Origin of the sequence: Methylocapsa palsarum (assembly GCF_900114285.1) — a bacterium.
Lineage (GTDB): Bacteria > Pseudomonadota > Alphaproteobacteria > Rhizobiales > Beijerinckiaceae > Methylocapsa > Methylocapsa palsarum.
Genome location: NZ_FOSN01000002.1, coordinates 166,376 through 182,528, shown reverse-complemented (window position 1 = coordinate 182,528; position 16,153 = coordinate 166,376). Strand labels below are relative to the sequence as shown.

General features: G+C 62.4%; 13 protein-coding genes and 1 tRNA gene. 6 read left to right on the top strand and 8 right to left on the bottom strand.

Going from position 1 to position 16,153, the window contains the following annotated elements:
• Positions 1-185: 185 nt before the first annotated feature.
• On the bottom strand, positions 186-1,103 hold the full coding sequence (locus tag BM177_RS03745; protein WP_091678178.1) for a cupin-like domain-containing protein: 918 nt from the start codon (positions 1,101-1,103) through the stop codon (positions 186-188).
• A gap of 298 nt (positions 1,104-1,401) precedes the next feature.
• On the opposite strand from BM177_RS03745, the gene aroQ reads away from it, so the two are divergent.
• The 3 genes from aroQ to accC all read left to right on the top strand — a co-directional run bounded on the left by aroQ (position 1,402) and on the right by accC (position 3,773).
• Complete coding sequence (gene aroQ / locus BM177_RS03740) at positions 1,402-1,857, top strand: type II 3-dehydroquinate dehydratase (RefSeq protein WP_091678175.1); 456 nt, start codon at positions 1,402-1,404, stop codon at positions 1,855-1,857.
• On the top strand, positions 1,854-2,336 hold the full coding sequence (locus BM177_RS03735) for an acetyl-CoA carboxylase biotin carboxyl carrier protein (RefSeq protein WP_091678171.1): 483 nt from the start codon (positions 1,854-1,856) through the stop codon (positions 2,334-2,336). Before aroQ ends, BM177_RS03735 begins: the two co-directional genes overlap by 4 nt.
• A gap of 75 nt (positions 2,337-2,411) precedes the next feature.
• A complete protein-coding gene (gene accC, locus BM177_RS03730) occupies positions 2,412-3,773 on the top strand; it encodes an acetyl-CoA carboxylase biotin carboxylase subunit (protein ID WP_091678167.1) in 1,362 nt (453 codons plus the stop codon).
• A 102-nt stretch (positions 3,774-3,875) separates the two neighbouring features.
• On the opposite strand, the gene BM177_RS03725 is transcribed toward accC, so the two are convergent.
• The 5 genes from BM177_RS03725 to gspD all read right to left on the bottom strand — a co-directional run bounded on the left by BM177_RS03725 (position 3,876) and on the right by gspD (position 9,288).
• Positions 3,876-5,267 carry a carbohydrate porin gene (locus tag BM177_RS03725; RefSeq protein ID WP_175492488.1) on the bottom strand — a complete coding sequence of 464 codons (1,392 nt, stop codon included), beginning with the start codon at positions 5,265-5,267 and terminating at the stop codon, positions 3,876-3,878.
• 191 nt (positions 5,268-5,458) lie between these two features.
• Positions 5,459-5,532, bottom strand: a tRNA-Gly gene (locus BM177_RS03720).
• 127 nt (positions 5,533-5,659) lie between these two features.
• Positions 5,660-6,256 (bottom strand): tetratricopeptide repeat protein, encoded by a 597-nt coding sequence (locus tag BM177_RS03715; RefSeq protein WP_091678158.1) that lies wholly within the window; start codon positions 6,254-6,256, stop codon positions 5,660-5,662.
• A 102-nt stretch (positions 6,257-6,358) separates the two neighbouring features.
• Complete coding sequence (locus BM177_RS03710) at positions 6,359-6,958, bottom strand: prepilin peptidase (protein ID WP_244532088.1); 600 nt, start codon at positions 6,956-6,958, stop codon at positions 6,359-6,361.
• Positions 6,955-9,288 carry a type II secretion system secretin GspD gene (gene gspD / locus BM177_RS03705; RefSeq protein ID WP_091678154.1) on the bottom strand — a complete coding sequence of 778 codons (2,334 nt, stop codon included), beginning with the start codon at positions 9,286-9,288 and terminating at the stop codon, positions 6,955-6,957. The genes BM177_RS03710 and gspD overlap by 4 nt, the downstream gene beginning before the upstream one ends.
• A 487-nt stretch (positions 9,289-9,775) precedes the next feature.
• On the opposite strand from gspD, the gene BM177_RS03700 reads away from it, so the two are divergent.
• The 3 genes from BM177_RS03700 (at position 9,776) to BM177_RS03690 (ending at position 12,350) form a co-directional block, all read left to right on the top strand.
• Positions 9,776-10,618, top strand: a complete 843-nt coding sequence (locus tag BM177_RS03700) for a PulJ/GspJ family protein (RefSeq protein ID WP_091678151.1) — start codon at positions 9,776-9,778, stop codon at positions 10,616-10,618.
• 16 nt (positions 10,619-10,634) lie between these two features.
• Positions 10,635-11,528 (top strand): type II secretion system minor pseudopilin, encoded by an 894-nt coding sequence (locus tag BM177_RS03695; protein ID WP_244532086.1) that lies wholly within the window; start codon positions 10,635-10,637, stop codon positions 11,526-11,528.
• Between the two features lie 63 nt (positions 11,529-11,591).
• A complete protein-coding gene (locus BM177_RS03690; RefSeq protein ID WP_091678148.1) occupies positions 11,592-12,350 on the top strand; it encodes a hypothetical protein in 759 nt (252 codons plus the stop codon).
• A 30-nt stretch (positions 12,351-12,380) separates the two neighbouring features.
• Here BM177_RS03690 and BM177_RS03685 read toward each other — a convergent pair whose 3' ends face one another.
• Both BM177_RS03685 and BM177_RS03680 read right to left on the bottom strand, forming a co-directional pair.
• Positions 12,381-15,164 carry a DUF4159 domain-containing protein gene (locus BM177_RS03685; protein ID WP_091678145.1) on the bottom strand — a complete coding sequence of 928 codons (2,784 nt, stop codon included), beginning with the start codon at positions 15,162-15,164 and terminating at the stop codon, positions 12,381-12,383.
• Complete coding sequence (locus BM177_RS03680) at positions 15,164-16,153, bottom strand: DUF58 domain-containing protein (protein ID WP_091678140.1); 990 nt, start codon at positions 16,151-16,153, stop codon at positions 15,164-15,166. Before BM177_RS03680 ends, BM177_RS03685 begins: the two co-directional genes overlap by 1 nt.

Sequence of the window (16,153 nt, the reverse complement as noted above, 5' to 3'; positions counted from 1 at the left end):
ATTCAGAGGTCGCGCCCGCTTGCCTGGGATCGGGAAAGGCCGAGCAGGCGTTTAAGGCGCGGATGCGCCGGCGGCGAGAGACTATGAAGTGTGGGAAAATCCTACGAGCGCGCGCCGAAAGGCCGCGCAGATCTTATCAGCGGCGCCGCTTTTAAGGGGCCGACCAGTCGGGCCTGCCGGGCGGCTCAGTTTCCTCGCTTGACCAAATGTTTTACCTGCTGCAGCGAAGCGATGACGCCCTGTTTCGCACGATCAATCAGAACCGACTGGCCCGGCGGCCGCGGCGCAAAGCCAAGCCGGCGCAAATAGCGATTGAACTTGTAGACATTGGCGTGTTTCGAGGCCGGAAACCTGAAATACATGCTGACCGATACCGAAGGCTTGTCGCCGGTTTCGATCCAATGGGCGCCATGGGTCGGGATATGCACGGCGTCGCCCGGCGAAAGGACGAATTTTGTCGCGGATTTTTCGAATTCCGGTTTGAACTTCGCCGAATAAATGTCGCCGCTATATTCGCGTTCAAGACTTTCATCCGGCGAGGTTTCGCGGTTCAGCGGATCGCAAACCCAGACATGCTTCTCCCCATGCGCCTGCATGAGAAAGTTGATTTCCTCATCGAAATGATAACCCGTTTTCCGACGCGGCGACGTAATGAAAACGAGAAAATTGTGTCGAGGCAAAAAGTCCTCGACCTCGGGCCCGCCGAGATCGCGAAGAAACTCCTTGAACTCGTCGAGAAGCGGTTTGTAATCGGGGTGAGCTTCGAGGTGCTGGAGGATCACCAGCGCATTCGCCGTGTCGATCTGCTTGACCACTTCCTTCGCCGGGATCTCCGGCGTCTTGCCTTTGAATGGCTGGTCCGAATGGGACACGTTGCCCGAATCCATATGAACGTTCGGGCGGCCAGCTTCGACGACCGGCCGCTTCGACCATTCGTCAGCCAAGGCGCCAAGCGCCTCGAACGAAAAAAGCGGGTTTTCTGAGAGATTGTGCCGGAGCAGGAACGGCTCGCGATGCAGGGCCGATCGGCATGACCCGGCCGGATCGACGGTGCTCCAGCGTCCGGCAAGCCGCTCGGGTTTAAGCGTCGCATCAGACGGCATGGCGTCTCTACTCCAAATTCGAAACGGAAAGCGATTCTTGAAAAGGCGGGATATATAACCCGGCGTTCGACCGGTTGAAAGTGTGACGATCGCCCGGCGAACAACACGTTTGCGTTAAAGCGCGGTCTGTTTCGCAAGGCGGATGCGGGGTCTGTTTCCGCAAGGACGAAAGCGGCTTTCGCCAGCCTGATGACGCCGCTCTCGATCAAGTTTTTCGATGGCGGAGGCCGCTGAGGCTTTCATTGCTCATCGATCCCGGCTATGGAAACCTCTTGGAAGGCCCTCCACTGCACCGCACATGAATGTTGTCCACGTCCTCAACGGCCCGAATCTCAATCTTCTCGGAATCAGAGAGCCCGATATCTATGGGGCGACGACTCTCGCTGCGCTGGAAGCCCGCTTGTCGGCGACGTGCAGGAACCGAGGCGTCACGTTGAACTTTCGTCAAAGCAACAATGAAGGCGATCTCGTGAACTGGGTGCAGGACGCCGGACTCGCCGGCGAGCCGGTGATCCTGAACGCGGGCGCCTACACCCATACGTCGATTGCTCTTCACGACGCCATCAAGGGCGCGAGGGCGCGGGTCATCGAGGTTCATCTTTCAAACGTTCACGCCCGGGAGCGTTTTCGCCGCCATTCCTTCATTGCCCCTGTCGCGGAAGGCGTCATTCTGGGGTTCGGGGCTTTATCTTATGATCTCGCCCTTGAAGCGATTCTCGCCGGCGGGACGGACAGTGAAAGTTTAACAAAATGAAATATACCGGGCCAAAGCCGGCCGAAAACGAAACCGAAAGCGCCGCTTCTGGCGCTGTGGATATTGATCTCGTCGAAGCCTTAGCCAAGATCATGACGCGGGCGGGATTAACCGAAATTGAAGTCGCCCAAGGCGATCTCAAGATTCGCGTCGCGCGCCAGCTCGTGGCTTCGGCTCCGCCGCCGCTTGCTCCGGCTCCAGTCGCCGCCGCGCCCATCCCGACGAAGGCCTCTGCGGCGGACGCTCCGGGGGCGGTCAAGTCGCCGATGGTCGGCACGGCCTACCTGCGCGCGTCGCCGGAAAGTCCGCCATTCGTCGAAGTCGGCTCGATCGTGAAGGCCGGCGACAAGATCCTCCTCGTCGAAGCGATGAAAACCTTCAACGAAATCGTCGCGCCCCGAAGCGGCGTCGTCGTCGGCGTGCTCGTCGAAGACGGCCAGCCCGTGGAATATGGTCAGCCGCTCTTCGTCATCGAATGAAGCCGCGCGCCTTATATGATTCCGCGCAATATGATTTCGCGCACCTGATGATTCCGCGCACCTGGTGATCTGATTATGTTCGACAAAATCCTGATCGCCAATCGCGGCGAGATCGCCCTCCGGATTCTGCGCGCCGCCAAGGAGCTTGGCATCGCAACGGTCGCCGTGCACTCGACCGCGGACGCCGAGGCGATGCATGTCAAGCTCGCCGACGAATCCGTCTGCCTCGGACCGCCGCCCGCGCGCGATTCCTACCTGAATATTCCGTCCCTGCTCGCGGCCTGCGAGATCACCGGCGCGGAGGCTCTGCATCCGGGCTACGGATTTCTTGCCGAGAATGCGCGCTTTGCGGAAATTCTCGCCGATCATCACATCGCGTTCGTTGGGCCCAAGCCCGAACATATCCGCATCATGGGCGACAAGATCGAAGCCAAGCGCACCGTGACCCGGCTTGGAATTCCCTGCGTTCCCGGCTCGGCCGGCGCGATCAAGGAAGACAGCGAAGCGATATCCGTCGCCAAGGAGCTTGGCTATCCGGTCCTCGTGAAGGCCTCCGCCGGAGGCGGCGGGCGCGGCATGAAGGTCGCGAGGAGCGCGGACGAACTGTCCGTCGCGCTCGAGACCGCCCGGATCGAGTCCAAGGCGGCCTTTGGAGACGATTCCGTCTACCTTGAAAAATACCTCGAGAAGCCGCGCCATATCGAAGTTCAGGTTCTGGGCGACGGTGCAGGCAAGGCGATCCACCTCGGAGAGCGCGAATGCTCCCTTCAACGGCGCCATCAGAAGGTCTGGGAGGAATGCCCCTCCCCGGCCCTGAATTCGTCGCAGCGCTTCGAGATCGGCGAAATCTGCGCGGCTGCGATGCGCAAGCTCGGCTATGCGGGGCTTGGCACCATCGAGTTCCTTTACGAGGACGGGCAATTCTATTTCATCGAAATGAATACGCGCATTCAGGTCGAGCACCCGGTGACGGAAATGGTCACCGGGGTCGACCTCGTCAACGAACAGATCAAGATCGCCGCCGGATCGCCTCTCACCCTGACGCAGGACGACATTACGATCAGCGGCCACGCCATCGAATGCAGGGTCAACGCCGAGAACGCGGCGACCTTCCGGCCTTCCCCCGGTACGATCGCCTATTATCATCCTCCCGGCGGACTTGGCGTGCGCGTCGACAGCGCCGTCTATGGCGGCTACACGATACCGCCGACCTACGATTCGCTGGTCGGCAAACTCATCGTGCACGGAAGGACGCGCAACGAGGCGCTGATGCGCCTGCGCCGCTCCCTCGACGAGTTCATCATCGACGGGATCGATACGACAATTCCGCTGTTTCAGACGCTGGTGCGCAACGCCGATATCCAGAACGGCCTTTACGACATCCATTGGCTTGAAAAATTCCTGGCCACCGGCGGAATGGATATCACCGAAGGCTAGAGCATGTTCCGATCGGATTGAATCCATCCCATCGACATGAATATGCTCAAGCTTTTGACTCTGGTTCGGCTTCCTCGCGCCAGGGCCGCGGGCGCGGCTTTGTCAATACCGGATCATGGTGCGCAATCCGAAAACGGCCGCGTCGGGAATCCTTCCAAGCGACGGGTTGCGCGGGTCTATCGTGTCGCCGCCCGGATGGAAGACATATTGAAAATCAGGCTGAATCGTCCATCCCGGAATGATTTGCGCTGAATAGGTGAGTTCCGCGACGAGTTCGTAATCGCGCGCTGGCACAGGCGCGCCGCCGAACCGGGCCTGATCGAAATCCAGTTGCCGCACGGCTGAAGACATCTTCATAAACGCGGCGGCCAGACCGAAATAATCATCAGGCCGGTTGGGCGTCAGGCCGGAAAACAAAAGCCCGCTGTCGGCGTAGAACTCGACAAGATTGCGATCGGACGGACTGAGCGAGATTCGGGCGAAAGCGCCGATCCCCTTGAGCGGATCCGTTGAATCCGGCAGCCGCCAGAGCATCTGATCGACGACGGCGTAGACTCCCGAGTCGCCGTGCTGGACGAGCGCCTTGCCGTTGCTGTTTGGATCGGCGAGGGACTTGCCGTCAAAACTGTAGTGCTGGTCGTTGAAATTGCCGAAATGACCCCAGACGCCAAACTTCGCGGTCCCCGCGAGCCCCTTCGAGGCCGCGCCCTGGTCGTGTTTGTACTGAATCTCGCCCATCACCAGAGGAGGGTCCTGAACGCGGAAATTCGCTCCATTCGGATTTTTGAATTCCTGGAGACCCGTGAACCCGGCGCCGGCCGGATCGCCGTCGTAAATCCCCGCCAGAATCGCCAATTGCTCGGTGGGCGTGAATTTCAGGCGAATTCCGGGCGTCGTCAGCGGATAGGCCGGGCCGCCGCTTGGGAGGTTCGCCGCAGTGATCGCCGGCCAGCCAAAACTATTGTTGACGAATTGCCCGGCGAGATCGCTGACGAAGAACTGGTTGTCGACCGCGAGCTGACCGATGCGGATTGATCCCCAGTCCGAAAACTGCTGTTCGAACCTGAGTTCGTAAAGCCGGGGTTCCGGCCGTGCCCCGATGCTGGAGATCGTCGCCAGGTTGAACAGATTGTAGGCCGAGAGGTTGAGGCCGTTGATTTCATAAGCGTTGACGCGAAACGTCGCGCCGTCCAGCCCGACAGCGGCCAGATTCACGTCGATCGCCATTTCAAGAACGCTCTGATAGGTCGCTCCCTGCTGGACGCCGCCTGTGGCGTTGCCGAAGGCGTCGCCGATATAGTTCAGCTGGAAGTTGACCCCACGGTCGAGCAGCGATTGCTTGAAGCTGTCAAGGCCAGGAAGGGTCGGCGCGATCGATGGCTGATCGAACCCCGGCGCCTGCACGTGACCGGCTCCGGGCGAAGCAAGGTTCGCCGCCGTCTGCGCCAGCGCGGGGCAGCCGGGAGGAAAGAGAACGAAAAGCGCCGCCGCCATTGCGGTTCCGGGCTTCCGGATCGATCCTTCATTAATCGGATTTGTCACTGCCGACATGCAAACTGCTTTTTCGCCAACAAATCCGATTTTTGCTTCCGGCGGGGGTCAAAACCGATCGGCGAAGCAGACGAAAGCGCAGCATCCAACGAAAGGACGGGAACCGGAGGAAACGCCGGAACTGGAGAAAAAAATGGAGCGGGTGAAGGGAATCGAACCCTCGTATTCAGCTTGGAAGGCTGCTGCTCTACCATTGAGCTACACCCGCATCAGCGTCCGGCTTCCTCGTCCGCCAGCTCTATATTCCACGGCCCGCCAAAGTGTCAAAGCCCCTTCGGCAGGATTGGCCATCCCGACCCTCTATCTGCCGGAGCGTGTGAAAGAAGCAACGGTCCTCACGGACCAAAACCCGTGACCATGGGAAGACACGGAACCTGCGGAGTGCCCGCAAAGGCCATCTCCTGCGAACGCAGCCGCTCGTTGAGGGTCAATTTCGACAGAAGGGCGTCCCGGATTATCGCCCAATGCTCCCTCTCCCGGCCTGCTCCCGCGACGGCGAGGTTCACCAGCGCATAGGCTGTGACATAGTCCTGCGGCACGCCCTGACCCTTGTCATACATCAGGCCGAGCATGTACTGCGCGGTCGGTACGCCCTGCTGGCTGGCGCATCGGTACCAGGCCGCCGAAACAACGTAGTTTTGCGGTACGCCTTTGCCGTTGGCGTACATATAGCCGAGATATGTTTGCGCCTGCGGATCGCCGACCGCGGCCATATCGAGGAAAATTTCGGACGCCCGGACGTAATTATGGGCGTCGAACGCCCTTTTGCCGTCGACCAACCGGTCGGCCGCGGCGGGACTCAAAAGACCGAACAAAGCAATGAAACCAAGCGCGATCGCCATCGTTGCTCGGCGGAGCAAGTAGGGCGTGAGGCGGGAATTGCGCTCCAACGTAACGGGAGCCTGACGTTTGCTCTGAATGGCCTCAATCATCGGCGTCTTCTTTCCCTTTGCTCCAGTCTTTCCCCTCAGCTCCAGGCTTCAGGCTTCAGGCTCCAAGCGTCAGACGCCGAAGCGGCTTCGCGCAAGCCCGGGCTAAAAATCGAAAAACGCATTTTGCAGAAGCCAACCCACCCAAATCGCCGGGGCGAAAAACAGACCGAACGGCAATGTCGCATCCGCCCGGAGGGGAAGGCGAAGGATAAACCGGCCGATTCCATAGGCCGCAAGGGCTGAAAGGGCCGCGATCTCGACCGCGACCGGCATAAACGGCCAATCGAGCCAGACCCCCGCGACAGCCGCGAGCTTGACGTCGCCCAAACCGATTCCGTCACGCCCGCGAAGCCGCCGGTAGATTTCGGCCAGGGCAAAGAACGCGGCGGCGAGGATTGCTCCTCTGGCAGCCGCCATCAGGACGCTTTCCGCAATCAGCGGCGAGCGCTGCCCGGCGGCGGCGAGGCCAAGCAGAAGAGCGCAGAGATTGAGTTCGTTCGGAATAAGGAAGGTTCGCGCATCGATGATCGCGACCAAAATCATCAGCGCCGCCAGCGCGGCGCCGAACAGGCTTTCCGGCGGCGGAACAAGCGTAACGCTCAAGGCGACGCCGGTGCAGACGGAAACGACCGCGATCAAAGCAAAGAGCCTGGTCCGCGGCGGATGAACCGAAGTGGCCGGATGCGAAACGGCGCCGCTCACTGAAGCGCTCTTGGCGGATTGGGAACGACCGCGCCCAGCGGGACGACGGAACCGACCTTGTCGCCGCGCAATTTCGCCCGCAATTCCTCGGCGACATTCGAGGCGTCGACGCCGTCCCGGATGATTTGCGGGCGGATGAAGATGATCAACTCGGTTCGGTTGATGTTTCTCTGCGCATTGCTGTTGAACGCATTCCCGAACACGGGAATCTGGTCAAGGAGCGGGATTCCGTCCTTGGTCTGACCTCCCTTATCCTGAATCAAGCCCGCGAGCAGGACCGTCTGGCCGCTGGCGACGAGGATCGAACTTTTCACCTTTCGGGTGGAGAAGGTCGGTCCCAAAGTCGTCGTCGCCACGGTCTGATTGCTGATCTCCTGTTCGACGTCGAGCAGAACGTTGCCGTTTGAATTGATCCGCGGCTGCACCCGCAGGATGATGCCCGTGTTCTTGTAATCAATCGTATTGGCGATGACGTTACTCGAACTGTTCGCCGTGTTCAGAACATTGGCCGATCCGGTCTGGATCGGCACCTGATCGCCGACCTGAAGCGTCGCCACCTGATTGTCGACGACGACGAGGGACGGGCTCGAGAGAACCTTGACGTCGGTATATTCGTGCAAGGCGCTGATCACCGCATGCGGCGTCAAAAGCGAGCCGATCAGGAGGTTGAACCCCGGAACGCTCGGCTGCGCGGGAAGCGTCTGCGAGTTCGACGCCGCTATCGAACCCGAATTGGTGTACGCCCCGCCGAGCGTGTGGCCGAGGAAGAACTGAACGCCGTAATTGAGCTGGTCAGTGAGCGTGACCTCGGCGATGGTCAGTTCGATCCCGACCTGCAGCTGCGGCCGGTCGAGCTGATTCAGCGCCCGTTCGATGACCTTGTAACTGGCCTGGTTCGCATAGATGACGACCGAATTGTTGGGGACGTCGGCCATGATCCGGACGCCCTGAAGGATCGCCTTGCCTCCTCCGCCCGAACCGCCGAAGCCTGAATCGCCGCCGGAAGATGAGCCGCCGAAGCCGCCTGGACCGGAAACGGATCCAAAAGACGATCCCTGCGACTGCCCGAGACCCCCGGAGCTTCCCGATCCGCTCCCGGACCCGGAACCAAGCCCGCCTGAGCCAAGTCCGCCGCTCGCGCCGCCTCCGGAAAGGCCTCCAGATCCGCCGCCGGATCCGCCGCCAGATCCGCTCGACGAACCGCCAAGTCCTCCGCCCTGGGATTGCGCAAGGCGCTCGGGAGAGCTGAGAGACGCCGATCCGCTTCCCGGGGCGAGATCGCTCGAGGCGTCGCCGCCGCTGCCGCCAATGAACAGATTGTTGAGCAATTTGGCGATCTGCCGCGCGTCGCCATAGCGGACCTTATAGACCTTGACTCCGGTGCTCGCCGCCGAAGAGCCGTCGAGGCGGGTGATCCATGTCTCGGCGGCCCGCAGCAATTCGGGCTTGCGGGCGACGACGAGGACCGCGTTGAGACGGCTGATCGGCTGGAACTTGACGAGATTTTGGCTGAGGCCGGATTCGCCCGAGTCGAGGATTTTCTCAAGTTCGGCGATCAAAGGCTCGGGCGCCGTATTGCGCACCGGGAAGATGCCGACGGATTGGCCCCTCATCCAGTCAGCGTCGAAGCTCAGAACCGTGTCGACGGCTGAACGGCGCTCGATCCCGCTGCCGACGACGAGAATGAGATTGCTCGACGAATCCGCGCGGATCGCGCCCGCCTTGGTCGCGAAACCGTCCAGCAGCTTCATGATGGTCGGCACGGAAACATGCTGCACAGGGATGACGGTCAGCCCATAGCCGGGCTCCTGACTATGGCTGGAAGCGTTATCGACTCCGCCGCTTCCGGCCGCGTCCTCGGATGGAACGATGCGGTAGCCGCCCGCGTCGTGAACCAGCACCGCGTTGCTCGTCCGCAAGGCGCTCTCGAGGACGAACAACAGCCGTGATTTCGGGATCGCGCGGCCCGAGGACAGGCTGATCGAACCCTGCACCCTGGGGTCGATCGAATAGCCGACGCCAAGGATGTCGCCGAGAATGACCTTCGCAACCGTCGTCACCGGGGTATTTTCGAAATTAAGGTCGACGCCCTCGCCTTTTCCAACCGAACCGGCGCCAGAGACCGTTGTCCCTGCCGGCGGTTGCTGGCTTCCATAATAGACCTGCGCGCGATCGGGAGAGGACGATCCCGTGTTGACATTCTCCAGCGGCTGGGGAAATCGCGGTGAAAGATCCGTGCCCCGAACCCGGTCCATCGCATCGGGCGCCTCATTGCCTCCGACCCCGAGCGGGGTCATGCCGCCGCACGCCGCGAGCGACAGGGCGGCCATAGCAAATAGCCCCGCCTTCGAAAGAACGCGGCAGAGAGGAACTCGCCTAAAAAACCGGATCACAAACTCAGCCTAGCCGCCGGAGATCGAAACCTTTGAGTGGCGGACGGCATTTTTTGCCACATTTCCGCATCACTGAAAATCCTCCAGATATTACAGATGTTTCAGCTCCCGTTTATAAGGTAACGGTCAAGTAGCAAGTTCGAAAATCGTTCCAGACCGGTCCATGATCCCGTCCGGACCTGCGTCCGCCCCCGCGCAATGTGTCAGCCATGGACCTCACACATCCTCTTACATTTTTTTAACACCATGAAATAATAGGACTTTTTTATTTTTAGCTTGACGTTTGCGGCGATCGGACACTCTGGAAATCCACTTCCAGCCCCAAAAAACAGGCGGAAACCATAAATCCAATCTATATATTCATTGGAGCTAGAGTTGTGCATTTTTGTGGCGCGCGCGGATATTGGAATGACTTGTCCCATGCTTGTCCCCTGCGGTCCGGGCCGGCGGTCTCGCGCATGACCGGGGCGCCCATGACGTCGCGCGCGACTGGGACGCCCATGACGTCCCTCGCCTCGAGGGCCCCTTGAACAAATCGCCGCACCCTGCCGGATCGACCCGGGCGGACCCACGCCATCGTCGATCTGAAGCCGGCTTCTCGATGATCGAAGTCCTGGTCGCTCTGGCGCTCCTTGGCGTCATTCTGACGACGCTCGCCAGCGTGACCGGGCAATGGATTCCCAATTGGAAAGCCGGATTTTTTCGCCTCCAGAAGATGGAGGCGCTCCAACTTGGCCTCAGCCGCGCCGTCGCCGACCTCGCCGCCGCCGAATATATCTCCACGACCCTTCAGCCAAAGCAGATTGTCTACCAGGGGACGACGTCCTCCGTAACGTTTGTGCGATCGGCCATCGGCCCCAATTCCAAAGGAGAGCTCGAAGTGGTCCGTCTGCGGGACGAGGCCGACGGCGAAGGCCTCGTTCGCGAAGCGGCGGCCTTCACCCCGGCGCTCCCGGACACGGCGGCCTCGGAAGGCTTTAAATTCTCCGGCGCGGTCAATCTGGTGAAGGCTCCGTTGAAGGTTTCGTTCGCTTACGCCGGACGGGACAGGATATGGCGGGAAAACTGGACCGGGAGCGACTTGCCGATGATCGTTCGAGTCACCGTTCACAATTCGAACTCCGGCGAGATTGTCGCTTTTTCCGCGGCGTCGCTTGTTCACGTCGGGGCGCCGGCCGATTGCGTCGGCGCGAACTCGTCATGGGGGTGCGTACGGGAGCTCGAGAGTTCGCGTCCTCCGCCGGCGTCGGGCGGCGCGCAATTTTGACCGGAAGCGGGCGCCCATGATGCGGTTCAGACCATTTCGCCGGAGGACCGGAGCCGAAGGCTTCATCGTCGTGGCCGTGCTCTGGATATTGGCCGCGCTTGCGGCCCTCGTTTCGATTTACGCCGTTTACGTCACAAACGCCGCAGTCGCCTCACGCATCGGCGATGACAGATTGCGCGTCGAGGCGGCGATCTGGGCCGGCGCCGAACTGACGGCCTACCAGCTGCTTGGAGCGGAACCGGCGAACCGGCCCACGTCGGGAAGGTTTAAATTCCAGCTCGGCCGCGCGGAAGTTTCTGTGGAATTCCTGTCCGAGGGCGCCCGGATCGACCTCAATGCTGCGAAAAAGGAAATCCTGTCCGGGCTGTTCTCGGCGCTTGGGGCGCCGCCCTCCAAATCGGCTTATTACGCCGAGCGCGTCATTGGCTGGCGTAAGAAATCCCAAAGCGGCGAACAGTTCGACGAGACCACGATCTACCGAAGCGCCGGGTTAAGCTACGGGCCGCGGCAGGCGCCGTTTCAGGATTCGGCGGAACTGCGGCTTGTGGCCGGATTGCCCCCGGATATTGTCGAAAAGGCGCTTCCGCTGGTGACGGTGTTCAACGGACGCGCCGAGATCGACGCCAATGTGGCGGAGGCGACAGTGCTTTCCTCCCTTCCTCACATCAGTCCGGACATTGTCGCCGAAATCCTGAAAGTTCGCGTCCCCACCGATCCCCGTGTGATACAGTCTTTACTTGGAGAGGCCCGCGCCAGCGTCGCAATGGAAAGTCGGAAAGCGACCCGCGCGCAAATCCACGCCGTGCTCGATCAGGGCCGCCGCGTAAACGCCGAACTTGTCCTCTTAATTCTGGAAGACGGTCCGGAACCCTATCGAATATTATCCTGGCGGGACGATTTCGATGGCTGAGACCGCGTGCGAACTCCTGAGAGTGACCGATGAGCGGACCCGCGGCAGGTTTGAGGCTTCCCGATGAATTCTGATGATCGCTTGATCCGTTGGAACGGCCTCGCGGCTCTGGCGACGATTATCGTCTCAAGCGGCGCCTTCGCCGGAGTTGCGGCTGTCCCGTTTTCTCCGGAGAATGCCAAGACGCAGGTGGAGGCGAAGACGGGTCCAGATGACGGGGCGGCGGCTCCCTTAGCGCAAGGCCCCACCTCCGCCCAGGAGCTTCCGTCTCATCAACAGGAGCCGTCAAACCAGCAAGAACCTTCGTCAAACCAAACAACGAAGGCGGACGGCAATCCGATTTTAGGGATTTCGCTCAAGGATCTCCCGGCGACGCGCGAAAGACCGGTTTTCTCGCCGTCCCGGCGTCCGCCCGCTGTGGCCGCGCCTCAGGTTTACGTCCCGGAACCGCCGCCCGTCGAAAAACCGGCTGATCCCGAACGCCCGTCGCTTTCCCTGATAGGCACCGTCAAGGGAGGCGAGCACCAGATCGGAATCTTTTTGAGCCAGACCAACAACGAAATCATCCGGCTCCACATTGGCGAGGAATCGGCCGGCTGGAAATTGCTCTCGATCAATCGCCGGCAGTCGATCCTCGAGAAGGACAAACAGGCTATCACCCTCGAAATTCCCGCGCCCGGAACCGCCGCACCGGACGCCGCACCGCCCGGCGTTCCCGGCATGGGCGTCAATATGCCGCCCCCCGTTCAAAGGCCGCCGCCGGCGCCGCCGCCGTCCCAAATGCCCGGAACGCAAAGATTTCGCGGACGACATTCGGGGTGATCGGATCAGACGGCGCGACGTGCGCGAGCTTCAGTGCGCCAGACGCTCCAGGAGATCGCGCACGTGAACCTGGTCCGATTTATAATTTCCGGTCAGCGTGTAGATGACGAGGTTGACGCCGCCGCGCAGGGCGAGTTCGTGCTGGCGCCGGCCGCCCGGCGAAAGCGCGTACAGGCTTTCGCCGTCCGCATCGCTCGCCCAGCCCGCCGCCAGATCATTGGAGGTGATGATGATCGGCGAGACGGCGTCGCCCGAGCGGACAGGACGGGATTCGGCCTCGGCCGGATTTGGGGGCAGAGCTTCGATCCAAGTGGCGCCGGTTGTGTAGCGGCCGATGAAACCGCTGATCAGATAGAACGTCTTCGTGACGACGTGATCGGCCGGAACAGATTCCAGTTCTGGAACGTCGACCCCGGCCAGCATCTCGCGCAACCATTTCGCCTCGGGCGTCGGCCCGGCTCCCGCGCGAGCATCGGGCGCATCGCGGGTGTCGAAGATAATCGTTCCGCCCTGTTTCATGAAAGCGCTGATCTTTTCGATCGCGGCCTGGGGCGGAATCGGGCGATTTGCGACAATCGGCCAATAGAGCAGCGGATAGAAGGCGAGTTCGTCGCGGCCCGGATCGACGCCGACCGGTTCGCCCGGCGTCAACGACGTCCGCCGCGCCAGAACCCGCGAGAGACTGGCGAGCCCCTGGCGACTGACTTCGTCCACCTTGGCGTCGCCGCTCGCGACATAGGCGAGGCGGGTCGTCAGCGCCGAACTGAAATCCTTCTTCGAAACAGCAGCCTGCGCGTCCACCTTCTGCGGCGCCGCGGCCATCGCCCCCACAAAGGCGGCGAGAACGACCGCCGCGGCGGCGCGCCGCGAAAGTCGCGAAAACCCTCCCGAGAACCATAAGGACGCCAGCGCGTCGGCGCAAAAAAGCATCAGGGCCGCAGCGATAAGCCACGGTTTCAGGTCGACCGGCTCGACCCCGCGCAAAGGTTCGAGCGCCGCGCCTAGCCCCGAATAGTCAGCGGCGTCGAGTCCTTCCTGCGGACCAAGCGTGTTGACCGCAATCAGGGCGTCCGGTTGACCATACAGGCCGGGAGGGTGCTCGGCGTCGGCGATTCCAGCGAATTGAAGGGAAATCGGCTTCGCGTTGGGCGGGGGCGGGCCGAGGACGCCAAATCCGTCGAGCGTGCGCAGCGGCGGAATCGACGCATTCTGCGTCCCGCCCGAAGGTTCAGTCTCCCCGGAGATTGACGCCTGTCCCGAAAGGGTCACGATCTTTCGCAGCATTTCGACGAACAGGCCCGAGAGCGGAAGATTGGACCAGGTTGTGTCGGCCGTCACATGAAACAGGATATTGAGCCCTTTTCCCTCTCTTGCGGCGGTCACGAGCGGCGTCCCGTCGGACAGTTGCGCCCATGTCTTCGCCGGCAGTCCGGGATCGGGCTCGGCCAGAACCTGGCGCGTGACCGTCACTTCGGCGGGAACGTTCAGTCCGAAAAACGGACTTTGCCGTTCGAAGGGAGCCAGGTTTTTCGGCTTGTCCCATGACATCGCGCCGCCAAGGACGCGCCCGCCCCGGCGCAGACGGACAGGCGCGAGATCGTCGGACGACGCCGCGAGCCGCGAGCCGGCGAAACGGACGAGCACGCCGCCCTCATCGACGAACCGGCGCAAGCCGTCGCGCGCCGCGGGAGACACCGCGCCGACGTCGGCGAGGATCAGGATTGTGACGCGCTCATCGAGCAGGCCTTGAACGGGATCGGCGGCGCCTGGCCTTGGTTCAAGGACATCGGCGAAGGGCGCCAGGGCCTTCATCAGATAATATTTCGGCGAAAGCAGCGGTTGCGCCACATCCGCCGTTTCTCCGCTGAACAATCCGATCCGGCGACGGCGCCACCGTTCGTCGAGCAACGACACGGCTCCGGCGGAATGCTCGCCCACGATTTCGAGCCGCGACACCTCGTTGCGCAATTCGACCGGCAGTTCAAATCTGACTTTCGTCTCGATCGCTCCGGAAAAATCGAAAGGCGCAGACCCGATGGCGAGGCCCTTTGCATCGAGCGCCCTGACAGCCCCCTGTTCCGGTCCGTCCGGCGAGGACCGGAGCAGCCGCGCCTCGAGGCCGCCGGACTGATTGTCGGGACCGGCGAGAGCCCGCGCCGGGTCGGCGTCGACGATGATCGCAAGGTTGCCCGACGCCTGTTTCAGCCCTTCGGCGAAACTGCGGGCGTTCCCCCGTTCGACGCCATCGGCCAGCCAGAGGATCGACGTCCCGGACCGTTTCTCGCAAAACCGCGCAATCGCCCCGAGCACGGGCGTCCGGTCGGCGACATAAGGGGCGGGCTTCAGGGCGTGCAGACGCTCCAGCGCCTTTTCCGGATCCATCGGCGCGATGTCCCGGCCCGCGTCCGAGGCGGCGACGAGCGCCACAGGTTGCGAACGCCGCGCCGCCGCGTCGATGCGCTGCGCCGCGATCTTGACCCGCTGATCCCACGTCGGCGCGGCCGGCCATCCATCGTCCAGCACGATGACCAATGGCCCTCCGCCCGCTTGCGCCTCCGGCGCCGGGCGCCAGACCGGCCCGGCCATGGCGAATATGATGAGCGCCGCGATCGCGAGGCGCAACAGCAGCAGCGGCCAGGGCGTGCGCGAGGGCGTTTCCTCGGTCGGGCGCAAATCGAGAATGAGCCGCAGCGGCGGGAACGGCGTCCGGCGCGGCGGGGGCGGCGTGATCCGCAACAGAAAATACAGAGCCGGCAGAAGGGCGAGAGCGCCGAGGGCGAGGGGAACCGTGAACGCAAGCGGGAGGCCGAGCATCAGAAGGTGCCTCCCCGGGATTCCAATTCCTGGGCGGGCGCAGCCGGGTCGACGGCGAGGCCCGAAGGCGCCGGTTCGAAGACGGCTTCGACCTGCGTTCGCAGCTTCAGCAGGGCTTCCGACGCCGGCCGGTCGGTGCGATGCACGAGGCAACTCCAGCCCCGCGCCTTCGCCGCCGTCCGGATCGTTTCCCGATGAGCGGCGAGGCGGCTGATATATTCGCCCCGGATCGATTGCGCGTTGCCGACCCGCAATCTCGCAGGGGAGTCGACGTCGATCAGTTCGGTCCCTCCGGCAAACGGAAAGGATTCCTCGACCGGGTCGGCGATCATGACGATATGGCCGCGCGCGCCGCGTCCGCCGATCGTCTCGATCATCGAGCCGATGTCCGCCGGATCGCTCAGAAAATCCCCGATCAGGATCGCCTGGGTATGCCTCGCAAGGCTCGTCCCGGCAGGCAGTTCCTCCGGTTTGAAGCCGGCGGCTTTTTCCTGCGCGAGAAGGACCTCGGCGAAGCGTTCGACGATATTGCGAACCGCCAGGGGACGCGTCAGGCCAAGAAGGCCGACCCGCTCGCCGCCCCGCGTCAGCAGGTCGGCGGCGGCGAGACCAAGCACCAGGGCGCGGTCGATCTTGGATTGGAGCGCGAGGCTCGAGACGAAACGCATCGACGCGGACCGGTCGATCCAGATCATCACCGTATGGGCGGCCTCCCATTCGCGCTCTCGCACGTAAAGGCGATCGTCCCGGGCGGAGCGGCGCCAGTCGATCCTGCTTGCGGATTCGCCGTCGACGAACGGGCGGAACTGCCAGAACGTCTCGCCGACGCCCGCGCGGCGGCGCCCGTGCAGACCGTGAACGACGCTGGCCGCGACTTCGCGCGCGGCGACGAGGAGGCCAGGGAACCGGCGCGCCAAAAGGAGAGCGTCGTCCTCGCGGTTGACGCTGACGCGGCCTTCATGCGGATCAAGGAGCCTGACCTCCGGCAT